Origin of the sequence: Enterobacter cloacae complex sp. 2022EL-00981, from assembly GCF_028737495.1 — a bacterium.
Classification (GTDB): Bacteria; Pseudomonadota; Gammaproteobacteria; order Enterobacterales; family Enterobacteriaceae; genus Enterobacter; species Enterobacter cloacae.
Genome location: NZ_JAQZRK010000005.1, coordinates 38,962 through 62,300 on the forward strand (window position 1 = coordinate 38,962; position 23,339 = coordinate 62,300).

22 protein-coding genes are annotated in these 23,339 nt (G+C 51.2%); 13 read left to right on the plus strand and 9 right to left on the minus strand.

Translation table 11 applies throughout. The annotated features are described in order from the left end of the window. Positions 1-58: 58 nt before the first annotated feature. From gpsA to PUZ33_RS06565, 4 genes are read right to left on the minus strand one after another with little or no spacing between them, the layout of a single operon-like run. Positions 59-1,078, minus strand: coding sequence for an NAD(P)H-dependent glycerol-3-phosphate dehydrogenase (gene gpsA, locus PUZ33_RS06550; protein ID WP_020686508.1), 1,020 nt, complete (start codon positions 1,076-1,078; stop codon positions 59-61). After that, positions 1,078-1,545, minus strand: coding sequence for a protein-export chaperone SecB (secB, locus tag PUZ33_RS06555; protein WP_003860835.1), 468 nt, complete (start codon positions 1,543-1,545; stop codon positions 1,078-1,080). The genes gpsA and secB overlap by 1 nt, the downstream gene beginning before the upstream one ends. A gap of 33 nt (positions 1,546-1,578) precedes the next feature. Next, a complete protein-coding gene (gene grxC / locus PUZ33_RS06560) occupies positions 1,579-1,830 on the minus strand; it encodes a glutaredoxin 3 (RefSeq protein ID WP_010426371.1) in 252 nt (83 codons plus the stop codon). A gap of 11 nt (positions 1,831-1,841) precedes the next feature. Then, positions 1,842-2,273, minus strand: coding sequence for a rhodanese-like domain-containing protein (locus tag PUZ33_RS06565; protein WP_013094920.1), 432 nt, complete (start codon positions 2,271-2,273; stop codon positions 1,842-1,844). Positions 2,274-2,521: 248 nt separating this feature from the next. Between PUZ33_RS06565 and gpmM the strand changes: the two genes are divergently transcribed. The 3 genes from gpmM to PUZ33_RS06580 are packed head-to-tail and all read left to right on the plus strand — an operon-like array spanning position 2,522 to position 6,295. Beyond that, a complete protein-coding gene (gene gpmM / locus PUZ33_RS06570) occupies positions 2,522-4,066 on the plus strand; it encodes a 2,3-bisphosphoglycerate-independent phosphoglycerate mutase (protein ID WP_029881907.1) in 1,545 nt (514 codons plus the stop codon). A gap of 33 nt (positions 4,067-4,099) precedes the next feature. After that, entirely contained in the window at positions 4,100-5,359 is a 1,260-nt protein-coding gene (gene envC, locus PUZ33_RS06575) for a murein hydrolase activator EnvC (protein ID WP_235836494.1), read from the plus strand. Positions 5,360-5,362: 3 nt separating this feature from the next. Beyond that, complete coding sequence (locus PUZ33_RS06580) at positions 5,363-6,295, plus strand: divergent polysaccharide deacetylase family protein (RefSeq protein ID WP_013094917.1); 933 nt, start codon at positions 5,363-5,365, stop codon at positions 6,293-6,295. Positions 6,296-6,306: 11 nt separating this feature from the next. Here PUZ33_RS06580 and PUZ33_RS06585 read toward each other — a convergent pair whose 3' ends face one another. Further along, a complete protein-coding gene (locus PUZ33_RS06585) occupies positions 6,307-7,107 on the minus strand; it encodes a glycosyltransferase family 2 protein (protein ID WP_252107609.1) in 801 nt (266 codons plus the stop codon). A 310-nt stretch (positions 7,108-7,417) separates the two neighbouring features. Between PUZ33_RS06585 and PUZ33_RS06590 the strand changes: the two genes are divergently transcribed. After that, on the plus strand, positions 7,418-8,515 hold the full coding sequence (locus tag PUZ33_RS06590; RefSeq protein ID WP_058681618.1) for a glycosyltransferase family 9 protein: 1,098 nt from the start codon (positions 7,418-7,420) through the stop codon (positions 8,513-8,515). 73 nt (positions 8,516-8,588) lie between these two features. Here PUZ33_RS06590 and PUZ33_RS06595 read toward each other — a convergent pair whose 3' ends face one another. From PUZ33_RS06595 to kbl, 3 genes are all read right to left on the minus strand, one after another. Continuing rightward, positions 8,589-10,169: a phosphoethanolamine transferase gene (locus tag PUZ33_RS06595; protein WP_058681617.1), complete on the minus strand. Its 1,581-nt coding sequence runs from the start codon at positions 10,167-10,169 to the stop codon at positions 8,589-8,591. A 164-nt stretch (positions 10,170-10,333) separates the two neighbouring features. Then, a complete protein-coding gene (gene tdh / locus PUZ33_RS06600; RefSeq protein WP_029881902.1) occupies positions 10,334-11,359 on the minus strand; it encodes an L-threonine 3-dehydrogenase in 1,026 nt (341 codons plus the stop codon). A 9-nt stretch (positions 11,360-11,368) separates the two neighbouring features. Next, a complete protein-coding gene (gene kbl, locus PUZ33_RS06605) occupies positions 11,369-12,565 on the minus strand; it encodes a glycine C-acetyltransferase (RefSeq protein ID WP_058681616.1) in 1,197 nt (398 codons plus the stop codon). A gap of 215 nt (positions 12,566-12,780) precedes the next feature. Between kbl and rfaD the strand changes: the two genes are divergently transcribed. The 6 genes from rfaD to PUZ33_RS06635 are packed head-to-tail and all read left to right on the plus strand — an operon-like array spanning position 12,781 to position 18,904. Further along, positions 12,781-13,713, plus strand: coding sequence for an ADP-glyceromanno-heptose 6-epimerase (gene rfaD, locus PUZ33_RS06610; protein ID WP_058681615.1), 933 nt, complete (start codon positions 12,781-12,783; stop codon positions 13,711-13,713). Positions 13,714-13,715: 2 nt separating this feature from the next. After that, positions 13,716-14,762, plus strand: coding sequence for an ADP-heptose--LPS heptosyltransferase RfaF (gene rfaF, locus PUZ33_RS06615; RefSeq protein ID WP_062676832.1), 1,047 nt, complete (start codon positions 13,716-13,718; stop codon positions 14,760-14,762). 3 nt (positions 14,763-14,765) lie between these two features. Then, a complete protein-coding gene (rfaC, locus tag PUZ33_RS06620) occupies positions 14,766-15,749 on the plus strand; it encodes a lipopolysaccharide heptosyltransferase RfaC (RefSeq protein WP_058681613.1) in 984 nt (327 codons plus the stop codon). Positions 15,750-15,752: 3 nt separating this feature from the next. Beyond that, on the plus strand, positions 15,753-16,847 hold the full coding sequence (locus tag PUZ33_RS06625) for a glycosyltransferase family 9 protein (protein WP_023620211.1): 1,095 nt from the start codon (positions 15,753-15,755) through the stop codon (positions 16,845-16,847). A 1-nt stretch (position 16,848) separates the two neighbouring features. Continuing rightward, positions 16,849-17,754: a hypothetical protein gene (locus PUZ33_RS06630; protein ID WP_058681612.1), complete on the plus strand. Its 906-nt coding sequence runs from the start codon at positions 16,849-16,851 to the stop codon at positions 17,752-17,754. Then, entirely contained in the window at positions 17,741-18,904 is a 1,164-nt protein-coding gene (locus PUZ33_RS06635) for an O-antigen ligase family protein (protein WP_058681611.1), read from the plus strand. Before PUZ33_RS06630 ends, PUZ33_RS06635 begins: the two co-directional genes overlap by 14 nt. Positions 18,905-18,919: 15 nt before the next feature. Here the strand turns inward: PUZ33_RS06635 and PUZ33_RS06640 are convergent, their stop codons facing one another. Continuing rightward, a complete protein-coding gene (locus tag PUZ33_RS06640) occupies positions 18,920-19,882 on the minus strand; it encodes a polysaccharide deacetylase family protein (protein WP_023620215.1) in 963 nt (320 codons plus the stop codon). Positions 19,883-20,032: 150 nt separating this feature from the next. Between PUZ33_RS06640 and rfaQ the strand changes: the two genes are divergently transcribed. The 3 genes from rfaQ to PUZ33_RS06655 are packed head-to-tail and all read left to right on the plus strand — an operon-like array spanning position 20,033 to position 23,330. Further along, positions 20,033-21,103, plus strand: coding sequence for a putative lipopolysaccharide heptosyltransferase III (gene rfaQ / locus PUZ33_RS06645; protein ID WP_013094901.1), 1,071 nt, complete (start codon positions 20,033-20,035; stop codon positions 21,101-21,103). Next, complete coding sequence (locus PUZ33_RS06650) at positions 21,100-22,227, plus strand: glycosyltransferase family 4 protein (protein ID WP_013094900.1); 1,128 nt, start codon at positions 21,100-21,102, stop codon at positions 22,225-22,227. The genes rfaQ and PUZ33_RS06650 overlap by 4 nt, the downstream gene beginning before the upstream one ends. A gap of 2 nt (positions 22,228-22,229) precedes the next feature. Next, positions 22,230-23,330, plus strand: coding sequence for a glycosyltransferase (locus PUZ33_RS06655; RefSeq protein WP_029881896.1), 1,101 nt, complete (start codon positions 22,230-22,232; stop codon positions 23,328-23,330). The last annotated feature ends 9 nt before the right edge of the window (positions 23,331-23,339 follow it).

The following is a 23,339-nucleotide window of genomic DNA, read 5'->3' on the forward strand; positions in this document are numbered from 1 at the left end:
AGTATAATGACCAGCCAGTTCTGCGCTGGCTGGGTCATTCAGGTGACAATGGTTCCGACTAGTTACTGCTGCGCTCGTCCTTGCGCGCACGACCTAATAAGGTCAATGCTGCCTCGCGCGCATTTTTTCCGCAATACAATACCTGATAAATTTCCTCGGTTATTGGCATTTCGACACCAAAACGGTGCGCCAATTCGCGGACTTCTTTGGTATTGCGGTAGCCTTCAACCACCTGACCAATCTTCTCCTGCGCGCCTTTTACATCCATGCCCTGACCGAGCATCATGCCAAAGCGGCGGTTACGCGACTGGTTGTCGGTACAGGTCAGCACCAGATCGCCTAAACCCGCCATCCCCATAAAGGTGGCCGGATCGGCACCCAGTGCCGCCCCGAGACGGGACATCTCGGTTAACCCACGGGTAATCAGCGCAGTACGTGCATTGGCACCAAAGCCAATGCCGTCGGACATCCCGGCGCCAATGGCGATGACGTTCTTCACCGCACCGCCCAGCTGCACGCCGATAAAATCGGGGTTGCTGTAGACGCGGAAACTCTTGCCGCAGTGCAGCAGGTGCTGAAGATCGTCCGCAAAAACAGGATCCGTGGAGGCCAGCGAGATTGCCGTTGGCAGGCCTGCGGCCAGCTCTTTGGCAAACGTTGGGCCGGAGATAACCGCCAGCGGGATCTCGGTACCCAGCACTTCGCGGGCAACGTCCTGCAACAGACGACCGGTTTCGGCTTCCAGCCCCTTCGTTGCCCACACAATGCGTGCATCCGGGCGCATCAGCGGCTTGATCTGCTGTAGCACGTCGCCAAACACATGGCTCGGCACCACAATCAAAATATTGCGGCTTGCTGCCAGCGCGGTCGCAAGGTCGCTTTCCAGGTGCAGGGAGTCAGGGAACGGAACGTCAGGAAGGAACGCCACGTTGCAGCGGTCGTGCTGCAGCGTTGCGATATGTTTTGGGTCGTGGCCCCACAGGACCACCTCGTGACCATTTCTTGCCAGCGTGATGGCAAGAGCGGTGCCGTAAGAGCCGGCACCGATCACAGTCATTGACGCATTAACAGTGCTCATCAGGCATCCTGATGTTGTTCAGCACCTTCGCCAGCCTGCTGCTGCAGATAGTTCATGAACAGCGCATCAAAGTTAACTGGCGCAAGGTTCAGTTGCGGGAATGTACCGCGAGAAACCAGGCTGGTGATGCATTCACGCGCATACGGGAACAGGATGTTCGGGCAGTATGCACCCAGGCAATGCGCCATCTGGTTGCCTTCAATACCGCCGATGGAGAAGATACCGCCCTGCTGTACTTCACACAGGAATGCAGTTTCTTCGCCCAGAGAGGCGGTCACGGTCACACGCAGTACGACTTCATACACGTCATCAGCCAGCTGGGTTGATGCGGTATCCAGATCAAGTTTAACCTCTGGCTGCCAATCTTTCTGGAAAACATGTGGCGCATTTGGCGCTTCGAAAGAGACATCCTTGGTGTAGATACGCTGGATCTGGAAAGTCATTTCGGTGTTGTTTTGTTCTGACATGGAAAAACCCTTTTTAAATTGTCCTAAAGTCTCTTAGCTCAGCAGGGGATCGAGTCCACCACGGGCGTCGAGCGCATACAAGTCATCACAGCCGCCAATGTGCTGCGCATCAATAAAAATCTGCGGAACCGTCGTGCGACCACTACGTTGAATCATCTCTTCGCGTTTTATCGCGTCACCATCGATCGGCAGTTCCTGGAACGTTACGCCTTTGCTGTTCAGCAGCGCTTTCGCACGGTGACAGAACGGGCAGGTCGCTTTGGTGTAGATCTCGATATTGGCCATCACTGAACTCCTTATTTACCGCGCACCAAAGGAAGGTTTTCTCCGCTCCAGCCGGAAATGCCTTCTTTCAGTACAGAGACGTTTTCGAAGCCTGCTTTATGAAGCAGGCTAGCAGATTCCTGCGCCTGCATGCCGGTACCGTCAACAACGATAATCGGCTGGGCTTTATGCTTCTCAAGCTCGCCCACGTTGTTGGCTTTGATTTCAGCTGGCAGCAGGTTGATAGCGCCTGCAATGTGCCCTTTGCGGAAATCGTCACGCTGACGCAGATCGACCACGACGGCATCTTCTTTGTTAATCAGACGCGTCGCTTCACCACGGGTGATAACCTTAATCTTAGAAGTCAGGCCCTTAAATGTGGTGAACAGCACAGCGGCCAGCAGGCCAATCCACGCGATGCTCAGAACCGGATGGCGGCTAACGAATTGCATAATTTCTTGCATGGAGGGTAACTACTCCCGACTTAGTGATTAAAAAAACCAGGACAGGAGTATACCTGTGCGTTGTGGCAAATACAGCCAGCGACCCTAAGCTAATCCATTTTCTGCGGCATGCCACCTAAAAAAATGCCTCAAAATGGTCGGAGAAGCATCTTGCCCCTGCCCTTTCTTTGATCTTCTGCGGCTATTTGAACGATTCAGCTGTAGTAAAATTACGCAAATTTTTGACTCTTGAGCATGAGGTTGTCGCAATGTCGGTTTCTAAAAAACCTATGGTACTGGTGATTCTGGATGGCTATGGCTACCGTGAAGATCAACAGGATAACGCCATTTTCAACGCTAAAACCCCGGTCATGGATGCGCTGTGGGCGAAACGTCCCCACACTCTGATTGACGCATCCGGCCTGGAAGTGGGTCTGCCGGACCGTCAGATGGGTAACTCTGAAGTCGGTCACGTCAACCTGGGCGCCGGGCGTATCGTCTATCAGGATCTGACGCGTCTGGATGTTGAAATCAAAGAACGCACCTTCTTCGCCAACCCTGTGCTGTGTGGTGCGGTGGATAAAGCCGTTGCCGCAGGCAAAGCCGTGCATATCATGGGTCTGCTGTCTGCCGGCGGCGTTCATAGCCATGAAGATCATATTATGGCGATGGTTGAACTGGCCGCTGAGCGCGGTGCGGAAAAAATCTACCTGCACGCGTTCCTGGATGGCCGCGATACGCCACCGCGTAGCGCTAAAGGTTCGCTGGAAGCCTTCGAAGAGAAATTTGCCGCACTGGGCAAAGGCCGCGTGGCATCTATTATTGGCCGCTACTACGCCATGGATCGCGATAATCGCTGGGATCGTGTGGAACAGGCCTATGACCTGATGACGCTGGCAAAAGGCGAGTTCCAGTTTGCGACTGCCGTTGAGGGTCTTGAAGCCGCGTACGCGCGCGATGAAAACGACGAATTCGTTAAAGCGACCGTCATTCGCGCAGAAGGCCAGGCTGATGCCGCCATGGAAGATGGCGACGCGCTGATCTTCATGAACTTCCGTGCTGACCGTGCGCGTGAAATCACCCGCGCATTCGTTAACAGCGATTTCGACGGTTTCGCCCGTAAGAAAGCGGTGAACATCAACTTCATCCAGTTGACCGAGTACGCCGCTGACATCGACGCCCCATGCGCTTACCCACCGGCTTCACTGGCCAACACCTTCGGTGAGTGGATGGCGAAAAACGATAAGACGCAGTTGCGTATCTCCGAAACCGAGAAATATGCCCACGTCACCTTCTTCTTTAACGGCGGTGTAGAAGAGCCGTTCAAAGGCGAAGATCGCATTCTGATTAATTCACCAAAAGTTGCTACCTATGACCTGCAGCCAGAGATGAGCTCTGCGGAATTGACCGAAAAACTGGTTGCGGCGATCGTTAGCGGCAAATACGACACCATCATCTGTAACTACCCGAACGGTGACATGGTGGGTCATACCGGGGTGATGGAAGCGGCTATTAAAGCGGTTGAAGCGCTGGATCACTGCGTTGAGCAGGTTGCCAAAGCGGTTGAATCCGTTGGCGGCCAGCTGCTGATTACCGCTGACCACGGTAACGCAGAGCAGATGCGCGACCCGGCAACCGGACAGGCGCACACCGCCCACACCAACCTGCCGGTTCCGCTGATTTATGTAGGTGATAAAGCACTGAAAGCAGTGGAAGGCGGCAAGCTTTCTGACATCGCGCCAACCATGTTGTCGCTGATGGGTATGCCGATCCCTGAAGAGATGACTGGTAAGCCGCTGTTCATCGTGGAATAATCGCTCCCCATGAGGGGAAAGGCGATTTTTTCAATCACATGGGTCGTGAAACCGCTTAGGTTATCAGTCAGACCTCTGTTTTACGCCAGCGCACTCAGCGCTGGCGTATTGCTGTGCGCCGCATCCGCCCACGCGGATGATCGCGACCAGCTGAAATCCATTCAGGCCGATATCGCCGCCAAAGAGCGTGCGGTACGTCAGCAGCAACAGCAACGCGCGTCGCTGCTTGCTCAGCTTAAGCAGCAGGAAGAGGCGATCTCCGCCGCCGCACGTAAGCTCCGCGAAACACAAAACACCCTCTCCCAGTTGAATAAACAGATCGACGAGATGAACGCGTCGATTGCCAAGCTGGAACGTCAGCGCGATGCGCAGGAACGTAATCTTGCGGCGCAACTTGACGCCGCATTCCGCCAGGGTGAACACACCGGCCTTCAGCTGATCCTCAGCGGTGAAGAGAGCCAGCGCGGTCAGCGCCTGCAGGCTTATTTCGGCTATCTGAACCAGGCGCGTCAGGAGACTATCGCGCAGCTAAAACAGACGCGCGAAGAGGTCACCACGCAAAAAGCCGAGCTGGAAGAGAAGCAGAGCCAGCAGCAGACGCTGCTCTACGAACAGCAGGCCCAGCAGGCAAAGCTCGAACAGGCTCGCAACGAACGTAAGAAAACCCTTTCCGGGCTTGAATCCTCCATTCAGGCTGGTCAGAGCCAGTTGAGCGAAATGCGCGCCAACGAATCGAAGCTGCGCAATAGCATCGCCCGAGCGGAGGCCGCGGCAAAAGCCCGCGCCGAAAAAGAGGCTCGCGAGGCGCAGGCCGTTCGTGATAAGCAGCAGGAAGCCTCCCGTAAGGGCACAACCTATAAACCAAGCGAAAGCGAACGCTCATTGATGTCACGAACCGGTGGCCTGGGCTCCCCTCGCGGTCAGGCTTACTGGCCCGTTCGCGGTTCAATTCTGCATCGTTATGGCGAACAGCTGCAGGGTGAACTACGTTGGAAAGGGATAGTTATCGGTGCGTCTGAAGGTAGCGAAGTCAGAGCCATCGCCGATGGCCGCGTGATCCTGGCCGACTGGCTGCAGGGTTACGGGCTTGTGGTAGTGGTTGAGCACGGTAAAGGCGACATGAGCCTCTACGGTTATAACCAGAGCGCACTGGTCAGCGTTGGCACTCAGGTGCGCGCGGGTCAACCCATCGCCCTTGTGGGCAGCAGTGGCGGTCAGGGCCGCCCGTCACTCTATTTCGAAATTCGTCGCCAGGGTCAGGCGGTCAATCCACAGCCGTGGTTGGGAAGATAAGTTTTGCTTCAATTTCGTCGAATTGTTCTCTCCGTCGCCAGCGCACTGGCGCTGGTCGCACCGGTATACGCCGGTAAACTCGCCATTGTGATTGATGACTTCGGTTATCGTCCGCACTATGAAAATCAGGTGCTGGCGATGCCGGCAGCCATTTCTGTCGCCGTCCTCCCGAATGCGCCACACGCGCGTGAGATGGCGACCAAGGCCCACAACAGCGGCCACCAGGTATTGATCCATCTGCCGATGGCCCCCATCAGCAAACAACCGCTGGAAAAAGATACTCTGCGCCCTGAGATGAGCAGCGATGAGATCGATCGCATTATCCGCGACGCTTACAACAAAGTTCCGTATGCCGTGGGGTTAAACAACCATATGGGCAGCGCGATGACATCCAGCCTGTACGGGATGCTCAAAGTGATGCAGGCGCTGGAGCGTTACAACCTCTACTTCCTCGATAGCATGACCATCGGCAACAGTCAGGCGATGCGTGCCGCGCAGGGAACGGGGGTGAAGGTGATTAAGCGCAAGGTGTTCCTTGACGATACGCAGAACGAAGCAGACATTCGCGTGCAGTTTAATCGCGCTGTGCAGCTGGCCCGCCGCAATGGCTCCGCGATTGCCATCGGCCACCCGCATCCGTCGACCGTTCGCGTCCTGCAGCAAATGCTGCCGACCTTGCCTTCGGATATCACGCTGGTCCGCCCGAGCGATCTCCTGAACGAACCACAGGTTGATACGTCAACGCCGAACCAGGGGAAACCAGGGTCATCAACGCCGCGTAACCCGTTCCGCGGCGTAAAACGCTGTGTGCCGAAACATGCCCCTGAACCGGTTTATGCGACCCGGTTCTTCTCTGTGATTGGTGAAAGCATGAGCCAGAGTACGCTGGTGCAATATTTTCAACATCAGTGGCAGGGCTGGGGTAAGAAAGCCTGATCGGCTAACGCTTATTCTGTAATGTGAGAGTCCGTTTGCTCTTTTGTAACGGGCTCTTTTCTTTCCTGATATTGATACCAGGCTTTGAAATATTTTAAAAAACTGTACAAGGTGGCATAGAGCCCTGTAACTACACCAACTTTCCCCTGCCGCCATGCCCCGCTAAACAAGTACCATTTAAAGAAAGCCCCAATAGCACTCACCACACCACGTGCGATTGACGGCCTGAGCGTCTGATATTTTACGACTCGGGTGGTATAGACATTCAGCTTATTAAACACTTCATGCAGGGAATAAAATGTGTCGTGCCGGACATGGCCAGGTATACGTGTCACCCGCGCCGCACCTATCGCCTTATCATCCACTGGTCGATTGTTAAATCTGACATGCTGGCGGTTGAACAATCTTAATGGGAAATCTGGAGAAGAAATCGGATAGATGGTTCGTGTGCGCTCGCCTAAGACATACCAGTAGCGTGACAGGCTCCATCCGCAATCAGCGGGCGGCTCCTCTCCAGACTTTAACGCCAGGATATAGTGTATAGTGTCTTCATCGAGTATTTCGTCACTATCCATACATAACACCCAGTCGTTAGATGACCGGGAAATGGCAATATTCATCTGCTCACCGTGCATTGCATACGGATGAAACATTGGTGTAATGGCATATTCCTGAAGGATAACTAATGTCTCATCTGAACTACCAGAATCAACAACAATAAACTCATCTGCAATACTCATTAACGGCGTTAACACCTTATGTAACAAGCGGGCAGAGTTGTATGTCAAAAGACATACGGTTAGTTTAAACATGTGGTCTCCTGAACTCAGTCAAGTCATTCCTGACAAGATAGTGCCAGCTATCACTGTTGTCACTTCCGAATCTGTATCTTATTTTTTATGGAAAAGCTGGCAAAGCTCACTTTGGTCAATAAAAAACTCTATAACATGATAGTCATCCCAGAAAAAATGACGGAACTCACAGAGTGAAAAAATGCATTAACTTATTGTTAAGTAACAGTAAAATCTTTGTCGCGTTGTTCTATTTCCTCAGACATTCCTTTTCGTTGTCGTTAAGATTATACTACCCACAGTAAAATGCTTAATTTGGTTTAGCGTGGTTATGAAGAAAATAATTGGTTATTTAAAGGAAATTAACAGGCAGCGAAACTATAAAACTAAAGAATTAAAAAGACGGCTACAGTTGCTTTCTTTATCGCGACAATTACAGGATAAGCGACAAGAAAAAATTGACGTCTCCAGCGTTAAAAAAATTCTTTTCCCTTTTGTTGATCTTGGAATTGGCGATGCGGTATGCCATACAGGAACCTGGCGTAATCTGAAAGATGCAGGCTATCAACTTCAGGTCATTGTTGAAGAACGAAATCGCGATCTCTTCGAGAAGATGACTGACATTGATGAAGTTTATGTTGTCGATATCAACAATATCAAAAAAATGAAAGATATCGAGACAGATCTGGTGATTAGTCATTATTCATGGATGAAGAGAAAGGAATTATTTAACACACAACTTCTGGCAAAAATTCATTATAAATATGCGATTGGATTTGGTGGCTGGCTGGATAAACCCTATAACTTAATGTTACCGGTGAGTCCTGAGTTTCATATTACACATCCCCAAAAAAAAATACTTAACGCTTTAAGTATTAAGCCCGCATCTCTTAGCTACTCCTTACCTGTTTTACCCGAGCATGAAGTTTTTATTGATGATTTTCTACAACCTCATGCTGGTAAAAAGATCGTTGTGCTTAATCCCTTCGCGAGCGTAGCCGAACGCAGTCTTTCTCTGCCTCAACTGGAAAAACTGGCGATTGATATTGTGCAGCACCCGGATACACAAGTTTTCATCATTGGTGAAGGTAAAAAACTAGCAGACCTTGCCTTCGATGATGAGAAAATTACTGTCTGTCGATTTAAATCGCTTTGGGATGCTATCACGCTCATAAAAAAAGCCGATTTAGTGGTCTCTGTTGATACGGCCATTGTTCATATCGCCTGTGCGTTTGATAAAAAAATTATTGCCATCTATTTTTCAATGCTGCTGGATCATAATAAAAACTTCGAAGGCAATACTATTTTCTCCCCAATTGGCAAGAATTCAGAACAACTGATATTTGACAAGCGCCACAATAAAATAAACATTGATGATATCTCATCAAAAGTATTGAATAAACTTAGTAACGATAGTTCTGCGATCTAATAATAAAAGGGGCCTCAGGCCCCTTTTATTATTTTACGTCACCTTGATGTGCAGTAGATATCACACGTCCGGGCTAACGTATATTACTCCAGTAATAGGTCTTACCTGTGGTATCCAGTACTGAGACATTCTTATCGTAACCGGCAAGCCATGAGTTTACCGACTGGACAGGTTGACCCTGACGATGGATCCCCAACCACAATTCAGCAAGCGTGTTCACATCATCAGCAGACCAGACGGTGTAATAGTCTCCTGTGTATTGCCTGGCTTTATCAACCTGTTGCCCATACCAGATAAACACAGGGATGTGCAGAGCCTCTCGTGGAGGGTTCACATTACCGTGAGAGTAAACGACAGCGCGTTGCGGATCACGAATCAAACCATGATCGGAAAAATACATAACCGAAGAACGCGAGTTGGCCAGCATACTAAACATCTTGCCCATCAATGTGTCTGTATACCGTACCGAGTTGTCATAACAGTCATCGGCCTCATTGGTACCATGTAACACCGCCTGGTTTGCCGGAAAGCGCGTACAGGATGGTTCATGGCTGCCGTATAAATGCAAGACGATCACTTTTTTACCCGGGGCTTTTAATGCATTCTGCAACAGAGGTAGAAGATCTTCATCGTAACCGCCTTCGAGCCATTCATGCTTTTTCGTATTCATGGCAATCCCGGTGATGACGTTGTTATGCGCCCCGCCTTTACCCTGATGACTAAACCAATAAGTTTCATAGCCTGCTTTATTGGCAATATTAATAACATTATCACCATATTTTTTCGGATCGCGAATATTCACTTTATCAGCGGTCATGGCCAACGGTACGGCCATAATCGTGACCGGCGCTGGCGCTACAGCATTACGGAACAGCAAGAGCTGCGATTTCTGCTTTTCCAGCTCTGGTGTAGTATCTCGTTGATAACCATAGATGCCCATATTCGCCGCTCGCTCAGACTCACCGATAACCAGCACGTAGTTCTCAATACCGGTATCCGAAAGCGTGAGTTTGTAATCAGGAATGTTGTTACCGATATTGGCAATGACCGCGTTATCTTCAAAAGCCTGCATAAAAACTTTTGCCGTACTGACTGGTGTCGCCTGAACCACGCGCTGCGCCAGACTTTCGACGCTGCTTTTCCTGAACTGGTGCTGTAGTGCCTGACCATAGAAAGCCAACAACGTCACACCAAGCACAATGGCAGGCCAGCGACGAAATCGCGGTGCAACGGGCCATGCACCCGTATTTGCGGTATAAATAAAAAAAGCAGAGAGTGTGATAAAAATAATGCATTCACGCCAGTACACGCTGAGCATTGAACTTGCTTCATCCGGTGTGGAGTGGATTATGCTCATTGCAAACCCATAACTAAACGCAGAATCGAAATTTCTCCATGCGTGTAGCTGGAGAGAAATATCTGCCGCAACTGGAATGAGAAGTACAATCGCCAGTACATTGCGTATTAATTTATTGTCTATGCACTTGAGCATCAACAACATCAGCAAAAAAACAAACGTTCTGTTAATTACCAAATTATATCGGGCATGTAAAATATTTACAGCCATAAATATTAAAAGAGAAATCGCCAGATTTAAAAAAGAGGTAAACCGTGAAGTTGTATCAACCAGCTTCAGCGAAAGGTGCGTGGACATAATGTTTTGACAAGCCTGACAGTGTCTTCCTGACGTAATTATTATTAATAAACGCGTGGAGAAGAAAGATTGGTATTTTATTGAAAAGTAACAAGAAAATTCCGAAAAGTCAAACTACCATAATTAGCACTGGCACCCGTTTATACGGGTGCCAGCTGGCAGGTTTAATCCCAGCTCAAAATAACTTTCCCGGACTGGCCCGAACGCATCGCGTCAAAGCCTTTCTGGAAATCATCAACGGAGAAACGATGTGTAATAATCGGGGACAGATCCAGGCCAGACTGAATTAATGCCGCCATCTTATACCAGGTTTCGAACATTTCACGGCCATAGATGCCTTTAATGAACAGCCCTTTGAAGATAACTTTATTCCAGTCGATAGACATATCCGACGGCGGAATACCCAGCATCGCAATACGACCGCCGTGGTTCATGGTATCCAACATAGTACGGAACGCCGGTGGTGCGCCGGACATCTCAAGACCCACGTCAAACCCTTCGGTCATGCCCAGCTCTTCCATCACATCGGCCAGGCTCTCTTTAGAGACATCCACCGCACGGGTGACGCCCATCTTGCGGGCCAGCGACAGACGGTATTCGTTCACGTCGGTAATCACTACATTACGCGCACCCACGTGCTTCGCCACCGCTGCGGCCATAATCCCGATAGGGCCCGCACCGGAGACCAGCACATCCTCGCCGACCAGGTCGAAAGAGAGCGCCGTATGTACCGCGTTGCCGAACGGGTCAAAGATCGAGGCCAGATCGTCAGAAATGTTGTCCGGAATTTTGAACGCGTTGAAAGCCGGGATCACCAGATATTCCGCGAAGCAACCCGGACGATTCACGCCCACGCCAATGGTATTACGGCACAGGTGCGTACGCCCACCGCGGCAGTTACGGCAGTGGCCGCAGGTGATGTGTCCTTCACCCGAGACGCGGTCGCCAATGTTAAAACCTTTCACTTCCTGACCAATCCCAACTACTTCACCAACGTATTCGTGGCCGACAACCATGGGTACCGGAATGGTTTTTTGCGACCACTGATCCCAGTTGTAGATATGAACGTCAGTGCCGCAAATGGCGGTTTTACGAATTTTGATCAGCAGATCGTTATGACCGACTTCCGGCTCCGGCACGTCGGTCATCCAAATCCCTTCTTCCGCTTTCAGTTTGGATAACGCTTTCATCACACGTCCTCAGGCAATTACGCCCAGCTGTTTACCGATGCGGGTAAAGGCTTCCACCGCACCTTCAATTTGTTCAGGCGAATGCGCCGCGGACATCTGGGTGCGGATACGCGCCTGGCCTTTTGGTACGACCGGGAAGAAGAACCCGGTCACGTAAATGCCTTCTTTTTGCAGCTCACGGGCAAAGTTCTGCGCCACGACGGCATCACCCAGCATGACCGGGATAATGGCGTGGTCAGCACCGGCCAGGGTAAACCCTGCCGCACTCATTTTTTCGCGGAACAGGCGCGCGTTGGACCACAGACGGTCGCGCAGTTCAGCCCCGGATTCCACCATCTCCAGCACTTTGATGGAGGCGGCAACAATGGCCGGCGCGAGGGAATTGGAGAACAGGTACGGACGGGAGCGCTGGCGCAGCCACTCCACCACCTCTTTACGCGCAGCGGTATAGCCGCCAGACGCGCCACCAAGCGCTTTGCCCAGCGTACCGGTGATGATGTCCACGCGGCCCATCACGTCACAGTATTCATGCGAGCCACGGCCGTTTTCACCCACAAAACCGACCGCGTGCGAGTCATCGACCATCACCAGCGCATCGTATTTATCCGCCAGGTCACACACGCCCTTCAGGTTGGCGATCACGCCGTCCATAGAGAACACGCCGTCGGTGGCGATGAGCACATGGCGAGCACCCGCTTCACGCGCCTCTTTCAGGCGTGCTTCCAGTTCAACCATATCGTTGTTGGCATAGCGGAAACGCTTCGCTTTACACAGGCGCACACCGTCAATGATGGAAGCGTGGTTAAGGGCGTCGGAGATAATGGCATCTTCTGCACCCAGCAGCGTCTCAAACAGACCGCCGTTGGCATCGAAGCAGGAGGAGTACAGAATTGCGTCTTCCATGCCTAAGAAGTTCGCCAGCTTTTTCTCAAGCTGCTTGTGACTGTCCTGCGTGCCGCAGATAAAGCGTACGGAGGCCATACCAAAACCGTGGGTATCCATACCGCTTTTCGCCGCAGCAATCAGCTCAGGGTGATTCGCAAGACCCAGGTAGTTGTTCGCACAAAAGTTGATCACATGGCTGCCATCGGCAACGGTGATGTCCGCCTGCTGAGCAGACGTGATAATACGCTCTTCTTTAAACAACCCTTCCGCACGCGCGGTTTCAAGGTCGCTGTTTAACTGTTTGTAAAAATCACCACGCATTGCAATTCTCCAGACTCGGCAAATTTCGGCACATATTACCCAAACCTATAGTTCATGACGAGATGACACATTATCTCTTCTCGTTTTTGCAGCATAAATCACGTGTACCCTTGCGCTATGTCGGTGAATGGCTGAAGGGCAGCCATACTAATGATATGATAGAACCATTAGCGTCCGGGATTGTCCCCGGACTCCACACTTCAAAGGTTACAGTTATGATCATCGTTACCGGCGGCGCGGGCTTTATCGGCAGCAATATTGTTAAAGCTCTCAATGACAAAGGCATCACCGACATCCTGGTGGTTGACAACCTGAAAGACGGCACCAAGTTCGTCAACCTGGTGGATCTGAACATCGCTGACTACATGGATAAAGAAGACTTCCTTATCCAGATTATGGCAGGTGAAGAGTTCGGCGAGATCGAAGCCATCTTCCACGAAGGGGCATGCTCCTCCACCACAGAGTGGGACGGCAAGTACATGATGGACAACAACTATCAGTACTCTAAAGAGCTGCTTCACTACTGTCTGGAGCGTGAAATTCCGTTCCTGTATGCCTCTTCGGCGGCCACCTACGGCGGACGTACCTCTGATTTCATTGAATCCCGCGAATATGAGCAGCCGTTGAACGTCTACGGTTACTCCAAGTTCCTTTTCGACGAGTATGTGCGTCAGGTGTTGCCAGAAGCGAACTCCCAGATTGTTGGTTTCCGCTACTTCAACGTCTACGGGCCGCGCGAAGGCCACAAAGGCAGCATGGCGAGCGTGGCGTTCCATCTGAACACTCAGCTGAATAACGGCGAAAGCCCAAAACTGTTCGAAGGCAGCGACGGCTTTAAGCGTGACTTCGTCTACGTAGGCGACGTTGCCGCCGTGAACCTGTGGTTCTGGGAAAATGGGGTATCCGGTATTTTCAACCTTGGCACCGGCCGCGCGGAGTCTTTCCAGGCCGTGGCTGACGCAACGCTGGCGTATCACAATAAAGGCAGCATTGAGTACATTCCTTTCCCGGACAAACTGAAAGGCCGCTACCAGGCATTCACCCAGGCCGATCTGACCAACCTGCGCGCAGCGGGTTATGACAAGCCGTTCAAGACCGTTGCCGAAGGCGTAACGGAATATATGGCCTGGCTGAATCGCGACGCGTAAGTATGAGAATTCTGGTGATCGGCCCGTCATGGGTGGGCGACATGATGATGTCGCAAAGTCTCTATCGCACGCTCAAGGCGCGTTATCCCCAGGCGATAATCGACGTGATGGCACCCGCATGGTGCCGTCCGTTGTTATCGCGTATGCCGGAAGTGAATGAAGCCATCCCAATGCCGCTCGGCCACGGGGCGCTGGAAATTGGCGAACGTCGTAAACTCGGCCACAGTCTGCGCGAGAAGCGTTATGACCGCGCTTACGTGTTACCCAATTCGTTTAAATCCGCGCTTGTTCCCTTCTTCGCCGGTGTGCCGCACCGTACCGGCTGGCGCGGTGAGATGCGCTACGGTCTGCTGAATGACGCACGCGTGCTGGATAAAGAGGCCTGGCCATTAATGGTGGAGCGCTATGTGGCGCTGGCCTACGACAAGGGCGTGATGCACAGCGCAAAAGACCTGCCGCAGCCGCTGCTATGGCCACAGCTACAGGTCAGCGAGGGTGAAAAATCCCAGACCTGTAACGCGTTTGGTCTTTCCTCTGAACGGCCAATGATTGGCTTCTGCCCGGGCGCAGAATTCGGCCCGGCAAAACGCTGGCCGCACTATCACTACGCAGAGCTGGCAAAGCAGTTGATCGACGAAGGTTATCAGATCGTTCTGTTCGGCTCGGCCAAAGACCACGAGGCGGGGAACGAAATTCTTGCAGCCCTCAGCACAGAACAGCAGGCCTGGTGCCGCAACCTGGCCGGGGAAACCCAGCTCGAGCAGGCGGTGATTTTACTTTCTGCCTGTAAAGCCGTAGTCACCAACGACTCCGGGCTGATGCACGTCGCCGCCGCGCTCAACCGCCCGCTGGTTGCGTTGTACGGTCCAAGTAGCCCGGACTTTACGCCGCCGCTCTCAAATAAGGCGCGCGTTATTCGTCTAATCACGGGTTACCATAAGGTGCGTAAAGGCGATGCCGCGCAAGGTTATCACCAGAGCCTGATCGACATCACGCCGCAGCGCGTTCTCGAAGAACTCAACGAACTGCTGCTGAGCGAAGAAGGATAACGAATGCGGGTATTGATCGTTAAAACCTCTTCGATGGGTGATGTGCTGCATACGCTTCCGTCGCTGACGGACGCCATGCGGGCCATTCCTGACATTCGTTTTGACTGGGTGGTGGAAGAAGGCTTCGCGCAGATCCCTACCTGGCACGAAGCGGTCGATCGCGTGATCCCGGTGGCCATCCGCCGCTGGCGTAAAGCGTGGTTTTCCACACCGATTAAAGCCGAGCGCAAAGCCTTCCGCGATGCGGTGCAGGCGCAGCGTTACGACGCCATAATCGACGCGCAGGGGCTGGTCAAAAGCGCCGCGCTGGTCACGCGCCTGGCACACGGTGTAAAGCACGGCATGGACTGGCAAACCGCCCGCGAACCACTCGCCAGCCTGTTCTATAACCGTCGTCACCATATTGCAAAGCAGCAGCACGCAGTGGAACGCACCCGCGAGCTGTTCGCAAAAAGCCTCGGTTACACAAAGCCGGAAACGCAGGGTGATTACGCGATTTCGCAGCATTTTCTGCGTGATGCAGAGAAGCCTGCACAGCCCTGGCTGGTCTTCCTGCATGCCACAACGCGCGATGATAAGCACTGGCCGGAAACGCACTGGCGAAGACTCATTGAACTAATGCAACCTGCCGGCATCCATATTAAACTGCCGTGGGGTGCTGAACATGAGCGCCAGCGTGCTGAACGTCTGGCAGCCGGTTTTTCGCACGTCGAGGTTTTACCTAAACTCACGCTGGCGCAAGTTGCTGCAGAGCTGGCCGGAGCTAAAGCTGTCGTATCCGTTGATACGGGTTTAAGCCATTTAACCGCGGCGCTGGATCGTCCAAACATCACGATTTTTGGCCCGACCGATCCCGGTTTGATTGGGGGTTACGGTAAAAACCAGCATCAAATGGTCAGCCCGACTCAACAAACGAGGGACATTAGCGCAGATGCCATTTTTTCATTTTTACAGGACAGCCACTGGCTTTCCGACAGGGATATCTAACGAATGAGTTACGTATTTCTGCTCATTTTACTCCTTCCGGTGAAGCTAATCCGGAAGCTGTTCCGCAAAGATACAGGTAAAAACCTGGTCATTCAGACAGCCAAAATCGGTGATTTTGTTAATGCGACGCCCCTGCTGGCATACCTGCAAAAAAGTGATGTGCTTATCAGTCGCAGCGTAGGTGCGCTGGCGAAGCATGACGAAACGATCGAAGAGATTTTTTTTATCGAGCAGCATAAGCGTAGTCTGTGGCGTAAGCTCAGCTTTGCCTGCCGCATCATGAACCGCTACGACAACGTCTATCTTCTGCAACCCAACAGTGTAAATCTCTTTTTTGCCGCCGTCTGTAATGCCAAAAACAAACAATTTTTAAGCATTTACACCCGCAGATGGTATCACGGGATTTTCTATCTCACCGCCGACGGTACCGTTGAGCACGGCAAAAAAACGCTATCAGTGACCAATTACCTGAAGCTGGCCGACCGTTCGTTGACGTGGCAGGACTCGCCCAAGCACGCCACAAAGCCGCTGTTCAAACCAGCGACCTACCCGGCAATTCTCGACAAACCTGATGTGATCCGCATCGGCATCAGCATTGCCGCAGGTAATAAAGCCAAAACGGTGCCGCCGGTCATCTGGAAGCGAATTATTGACCGTCTCGCCGACCTGCCCTGCGAGTTTTATGTGTTTGGCGCCCCTGATGAACAGTCGTGGCTGGACGATATCACCCGTGCTTACGGTGACATTCCTAACTTGATCAGTCTGATTGGGAAGATCACGCTGGAAGAACTCCCGTGGGCTATTTCAAAGATGGATTGCTATATCGCGTCGGATTCCGGGAATATTTACATTGCCGATGCAGTGGGTGTGCCTATCGTCATGTTGTTTGGCCCGTGCTGCCATTACGAACAACGCCCTCTCGGCAATGTTCTGTTGATTGGCAATGATGAGAATATTAACTCATACGTATTTGAAACGCGTTACTATTTCAGCCAACCAAAAGAAGAGCTGTTTGCCGTAGGTGAAACCGATCTGGATAAGATTGCCAGTTTATTAACGACCGTGAATAAAAACAAAAAAGAATCACTTGAGGCGTGAAATGGGCTCTTTGACCAAGCAACTGTATCGATATACGCATAAGCGTAATATGCGACATAATGAGAATTTATGGCCATTTATTAAATTATCCCGCAATGAAACCGGTGAAATATGTGATTTAAAATATAAGGGGTTGGATATCAAACTGACTTCCTTATCCTCACTTCACCACCGATTCAATGGTGAGATTCTGATTGCGGCGACAGGCCCTTCAATCAAACATATTGATTTTGCAAAATTGCCGACATCGGTAGCGACCGCTGGCGTGAATGGCGCCTGGCACCTTAATCACCAGCTCAATTTTAGTCTTTATTTCATTGTCGACATGACGTTTATCGACCGTCAAACGGCGCTTTTGAAACGATTAACCGGCTGTAAAAATGTTATTTTATTTACTACCGTTATGGGGATCGTCAAACTTATAAAGCGTTTCTCCTACGAAAACATTCAGTGCGAGATTTGTATTATTGAAGATATTTGTTATGAGACCTACAAACCTTCAATTAAACAGGATAATCTGCGTCAAGCTTTAGCGGACACACCAGAAATTGTTTTCTCTGATACGCATCCGAATATTGCTTTTAGTCGTGATGTGCGACATGGAGTGGTTGATGCTGGCACCGTGATATACTGGGCGCTTCAGATAATTTACTTTCTGGGATTCAAGAAAATTTATATTGCCGGTCTTGATATGAATAATTTCAACCAGCCACGTTTCTATGAAAGCAACGATACGATGTTGCCATCATTTCTTGAGGATAAAGTGCATAATGTTGTGATCCCCGCGCTAAAGCTGGCAAGCACCATTTTCAAAAATGATAACATTTCAGTTATCAATCTCTCTCCTCAAAGCGCTATCCCTGACTCCGTTTTTCCCAGAAAGGATTTTAGTGATGTCTTCAGTTAATTTGCAACGCCACCTGTTCTATCCTTTTGTGCTCTTTATGTTTTTGAGCATGATTTTTTGCGGTGTCTCACGGGTAAATATCTTATTCCATATCACGCTGGCTCTGTTTATCATCACTATGATTATCAATAGTGAGACACGCACCCGTTTTATCAACGATCGTGACTTCCTTCCTGCACTGGGGATGACCGGTGCCTTTTTGCTTTACTTTTCACTCTCAAATTTGTGGGCGGAATCTTCACATCTTAGCTCAGCCATCAGCCATTCTTTTTATTTATTTGTTTTTCTGTGCCTTTATCGTCAGTGTGAGTTACAGGAAAGAAAAAAATATATCATTGGCGCAGCCTATCTCGGCATCGTGGCACTGACGATATTAACGCTGATTTATGTCAATAAAGAGCACATATTTCAAAATCGGCTAGCACGTGCTTTCCCGTTCTCCCCGGACAATGTCATTGATCTTGGGGGATACATGGCGCTGGGTATTCTGTTGAGCGCCATTCTGGTTCGCGAAACGCGTAACTACTGGTTCTATATTCCCGTTCCCCTGCTGCTGGTCTGCTTGATTCTGACCCAAAGCCGTGGGCCTTTCCTTTCGATGATTGTCGCCGCTATCGTTGCGTTTCTGTGTAAACCGAAATGGAATTTAAAGCTATTAGCGGGCTCGCTGATCGTATTGTTAGCTATTGGTTCCATCCTCTATTTCAGCGGCTTCTTCGATATATTCATCAAACGCGCGGAAGAATCTTCCCGTGCAGGCTCTGTCCGTTTCGGCATCTGGCTGCATGCCTTTGAAGTGGCGAAACAAAAAATGATTTTCGGCTGGGGTTTCAATAAAGAACTTGAATTCATTAACGGCTATGGTCAACCTGTTACCACAACGCATAGCCTTTATTTAGCGACTTTCCTGAAGGGCGGTATTGTGGGGCTTCTGCTGCTTTTGAGTATGATTCTCTTTGCGGGCAGACAATGTCTTCGCCACCTTGCTGCTAATCACAAAGCAGAGATTGCGGTTATCGTCTTTGCGCTGATGTTCTATGTTACCCAGGGCATGTTCGTAATCAGCAATCCGCGAGAATACTGGGTGCTATTCTGGCTTCCACTTGCCATTATTTTCAGCACCCCGGTAAAAACCGCGCTGCAAAAATAATTCCAGAGGCGCCGATTAATCGGCGCTTTTTTTATGGGAATAAAACTCCGCCAGCGTCATCCCTACCGTCTTGTCGGATAACCAGCTAAAGAGCACTTCCAGATCCTGATACAACCCTTCAATCGCCGCCTCATCTTTAAACGTAGGACTTCCGCCCGGCATAAATTCAGAGGAATGCAGCATAAACTCCACGTAGTCATGTCCCTGAGACAGGCATTGCTGTGCGACCTGAATCATCTGCGACGCATTACCACCGGACGGTCTCAACCAGTTTACGGACGGTGAACGATATTTACCGCGCAGGCGATCGTAGCCCTGTTTGACGGTGTTCAACCAGGCCGGATGCTTATACTGGATGCTCATCGGCACTTCGAGTAAGGGGCTATTGCCCGCTCGTGAGATATCGTCTGTATCAATAAAGTAGGCGTGGTCTGGAAAGTGCTGATAATTGGTTCCGCCATTCCCCTGCGGTGCGCCTTTCGCGTTGCGCCAGTTCACGCGCGGCGTAACAGAGCAATCAACCTGGTAGCCCAGTTCGATCAGCAGTCTGGCGTAACGGCTATCAAAGGCCCAGCGCCCGGCGCGATGGCTTAACATTTTGGTCTGGAAGGTCTCTTCCAGCAGACGGGTCATGAACAACACTTTCTCGCGCATCACCTCATCTGAAAATTCAATCAAATACGGCTGCCAGCGCCAGTCATCTCCGGTGAGATCGTGTTCAGGAGGGCTATTCCACGCGTGAAGGTGCATCCCGACTTCACCCTGACCGCGGGCGATCACATCTTTGGCAAACTCAATGAAAACCGGCTCAATCGCCATCTCATAATTTGTCAGCCATACGGGTTTGAAACCGAAACGCTCACAAAGCGTCTGGAATCGCGCCAGATAGCGCGCATTCTCCGTTTTAATGACGCGGTGATTTTGCCAGAGATTATCGCCTTCAGTATCAATCGTGATGATAAACGCTGGTTTTTTCATAATGAGTCCGCAAGACAGGAAAGTTAGCGCTATGTTACGCACTCACCGAAGCATGAGTAAACCCTTCCAGGGAATTTCCTGAGATTATGGAGAAAGAGTGCAAGTCGCTATCAGGTCTATTAGAATTGCCAACAGTACAACGCCAATAAGATGATGATGAATAACTTACCTGACACGCCTGATTTGCGCATTTTACTTATCAAACTCCGCCATCATGGCGACATGTTGCTGACCACTCCCGTCATTGATTCGTTACGTCAAAAATGGCCGCAGGCACAGATTGATGTGCTGTTGTATGAAGAAACCCGCGATATGCTCGCCGCACACCCGGCGATCGGTACTGTTTACGGGATCGACCGTAAATGGAAGCAGCTGGGCACGCTGAAACATCTGCAAAAAGAGTGGCAGTTGCTCTGTGCGTTAAGGAAACAGCATTATCACCTGGTGATTAATCTTGCCGATCAGTGGCGCAGCGCTATCGTTACCCGTTTCACCGGCGCACCGGTACGACTCGGGTTCGCTTTTAATAAGCGCAACAACGCATTCTGGCGGTTTTGCCATAGCGATTTGGTCTCTGTGGCCGGGCACAACGCATTGCACACTGTCGAACAGAACCTCTCTATTTTGTCGCCATTACCGGTCACCGCTCAACCTGCCGTGACCATGGCCTACCATGCTGAAGACTGGCACGAGGCTCACCAAAAGCTGATGCAAAACGGTGTGGGAGACAACTACATCGTGATTCAGCCTACGTCGCGCTGGTTCTTTAAATGCTGGGACGAAGGCAAAATGGCGCAAACCATCACGGCGCTGCAGCAGGATGGCCACACTGTCGTCCTCACCGCCGGGCCGGATAAAAAAGAGCTGGCGATGATCGATCGCATTCTCGCCGCCTCGCCAGAGACGGGGGTCGTCTCGCTGGCAGGTCAGCTCACGTTGCGTCAACTGGCTTCGCTTATCGATCATGCGTCTCTGTTTATTGGCGTTGACTCCGTTCCGATGCATATGGCCGCTGCGCTTCAGACCCCCTGTGTGGCATTGTTTGGCCCATCAAAACTCACCTTCTGGTCACCCTGGCAGGTTAATGGGGAAGTCATCTGGGCAGGTGATTACGGCCCGCTGCCCGATCCAGACGCCATTGATACCAAAACAAAAGAACGCTATCTCGACGCCATTCCCGTTGATGCTGTCGTCTCCGCCGCAAGGAGATATCTGTCATGAAACACCATCGCCTGGCGATTGTTCGCCAAAAGTATCGCCCGGATGGCGGGGCAGAACGCTTCGTGTCTCGCGCCCTTACCGCGCTGAGCAACCAAAATCTCGAGCTCAACGTCATCACGCGCGAATGGCAGGGTGAGAAACAGGACGACTGGCATATTCATATTTGCGATCCGCGCAAATGGGGCCGCATCAGCCGCGAGCGCGGATTTGCGCATGCCGCACGTGCGCTCTGGCAGCAGCAGCAGTTTGATATTGTGCAAAGCCACGAGCGCATTCCGGGCTGTGACATTTATCGTGCAGGCGACGGCGTACACCGACGCTGGCTCCTGCAGCGCGCACGCATTCTGCCTGCCTGGCGTGCAAAACTGCTGATGCATGATCGCTATCACCGCTATGTGATGAATGCCGAACGTGAAATGTACCAGGCGCCGGAGTTAAAGGCGGTTATCTGTAATGCGGAGATGATCAAGCGCGAAATCGTCGAAGACTTTGATATTGACGCAAAAAAAATACATGTGATTTATAATTCAATTGATTCCACCCGTTTCGTTCCGGCAGAAGAGGCACAACGTATTGCATTGCGTCAGCAGTTTGGTTTGCCGACCGATGCCGTCATTTTCTGCTTCGTAGGGTCAGGATTTGAACGAAAAGGATTGGCCAGCGCTATACGCGCCGTTGCGGGTACTGCGGCGTGGCTGATTGTGGTTGGGCAGGATAAAGCAGAACGTCGCTATCGCGACCTCGCCCGTTCATTAGGCTGCGAGGGGCAAATCCGTTTTCTGGGGATGCAAAAAGAGACGCTGCCATTTTATCAGCTATCTGATGGTTTACTGCTACCAACGCTGTATGATCCTTTCCCTAACGTCATTCTTGAAGCGATGGCCTGCGGTTTGCCGGTCATTACATCAGAGAGTTGCGGTGGGGCAGAATTTATTCAGCAAGGCCAGAACGGATTTTACTGTGACGCACTTGATATCAGCACCCTGAAGGAGGCGGTAGCGGCCACCCCTTCGCTGGAAAAAAATAACGATATGGGACGAGCGGCACGTGAACGTGTAAAAGACGCCACCCCCGAAAAACTGTCAAGTCAGCTTATTTCGCTTTATCAAAAATTACTGGATTAAAAATGCGCATCCTAATGATTATTGATGGTTTACCCGGTGGAGGAGCTGAAAAAACGGTTCTTACACTCTCCAGCGGATTAACAGAGATGGGGCATCAGGTCTCTCTCTTCTCGCTGCGGAAAGTGTGCGACTACGCCATTCCGGAAGGCATCGATTATCAGGTCGTTCAGGATACCTGCAAAAAACCGTGGCGGAAGCTAACGGAGATCCCACGCCGCGCCAGGCTGCTGGATCAGGCTATCGAGCGGGCGGAGCGCAGCGGCAAATTTGATGTGGTGTTCTCGCATCTGCACAAAACTGACCGCATCGTGGCGCACTGCCGCGCCCTGGAGCGCGATAAAGTCTGGTTCTGCGTGCATGGCATGTTCTCATTCTCCTACCTTCGTCATCGCCGTGGGCTTTCACGCTGGTTTAAACACACTAAGATTCGCCATACCTACGAAAACCGCAACGTGGTCGCCGTCTCAGGCGCCGTGTTGAAAGATCTTTCAGAAACGCTGGCCCTGAATCTCCGACGCACGGCGGTAATCCATAATCCTTTTGATATTCCTGAAATCCAGCGTCTGGCGGACGCCCCCTTTGAGATGCAGGGAAAGGATTACATCATTCACGTCGGCCGCTTCCATGAACACAAGCGCCACGATCGCCTGCTACGGGCGTTCGCGCTGAGTCAGCTCAATACCACGCTGGTCATGATGGGCAATGGCTCTGAGGCTAAAATTCAAAAGCTTAAGCAGCTTGCCCGCGAACTGGGCATTGAAGACAAAACGGTTTTCCGTCCGTTCGAACCTAATCCTTATCCCTGGATTAAAGGGGCACGCCTTTTAGTGTTAAGTTCTGACTGCGAAGGTTTTGGTAATGTGCTGGTTGAATCCATTATCTGCCAGACGCCACCCGTCAGTACACATTGTCCAGGTGGCCCCGCCGAAATCCTCAAGGGAGACTTATCCCGCGGTCTGGCAGAGATGAATGACGAGTCTCTGGCAAAAACGCTGGCGGATATTTATACCTCTCCACCGGTCGTTGATCGCGCAACCATTGCATCGTTCGGTATCAAGGCCATTTGCCAGCAATATATTGCTTTGGTCGACAATCAAAAATAATCAGGTTTC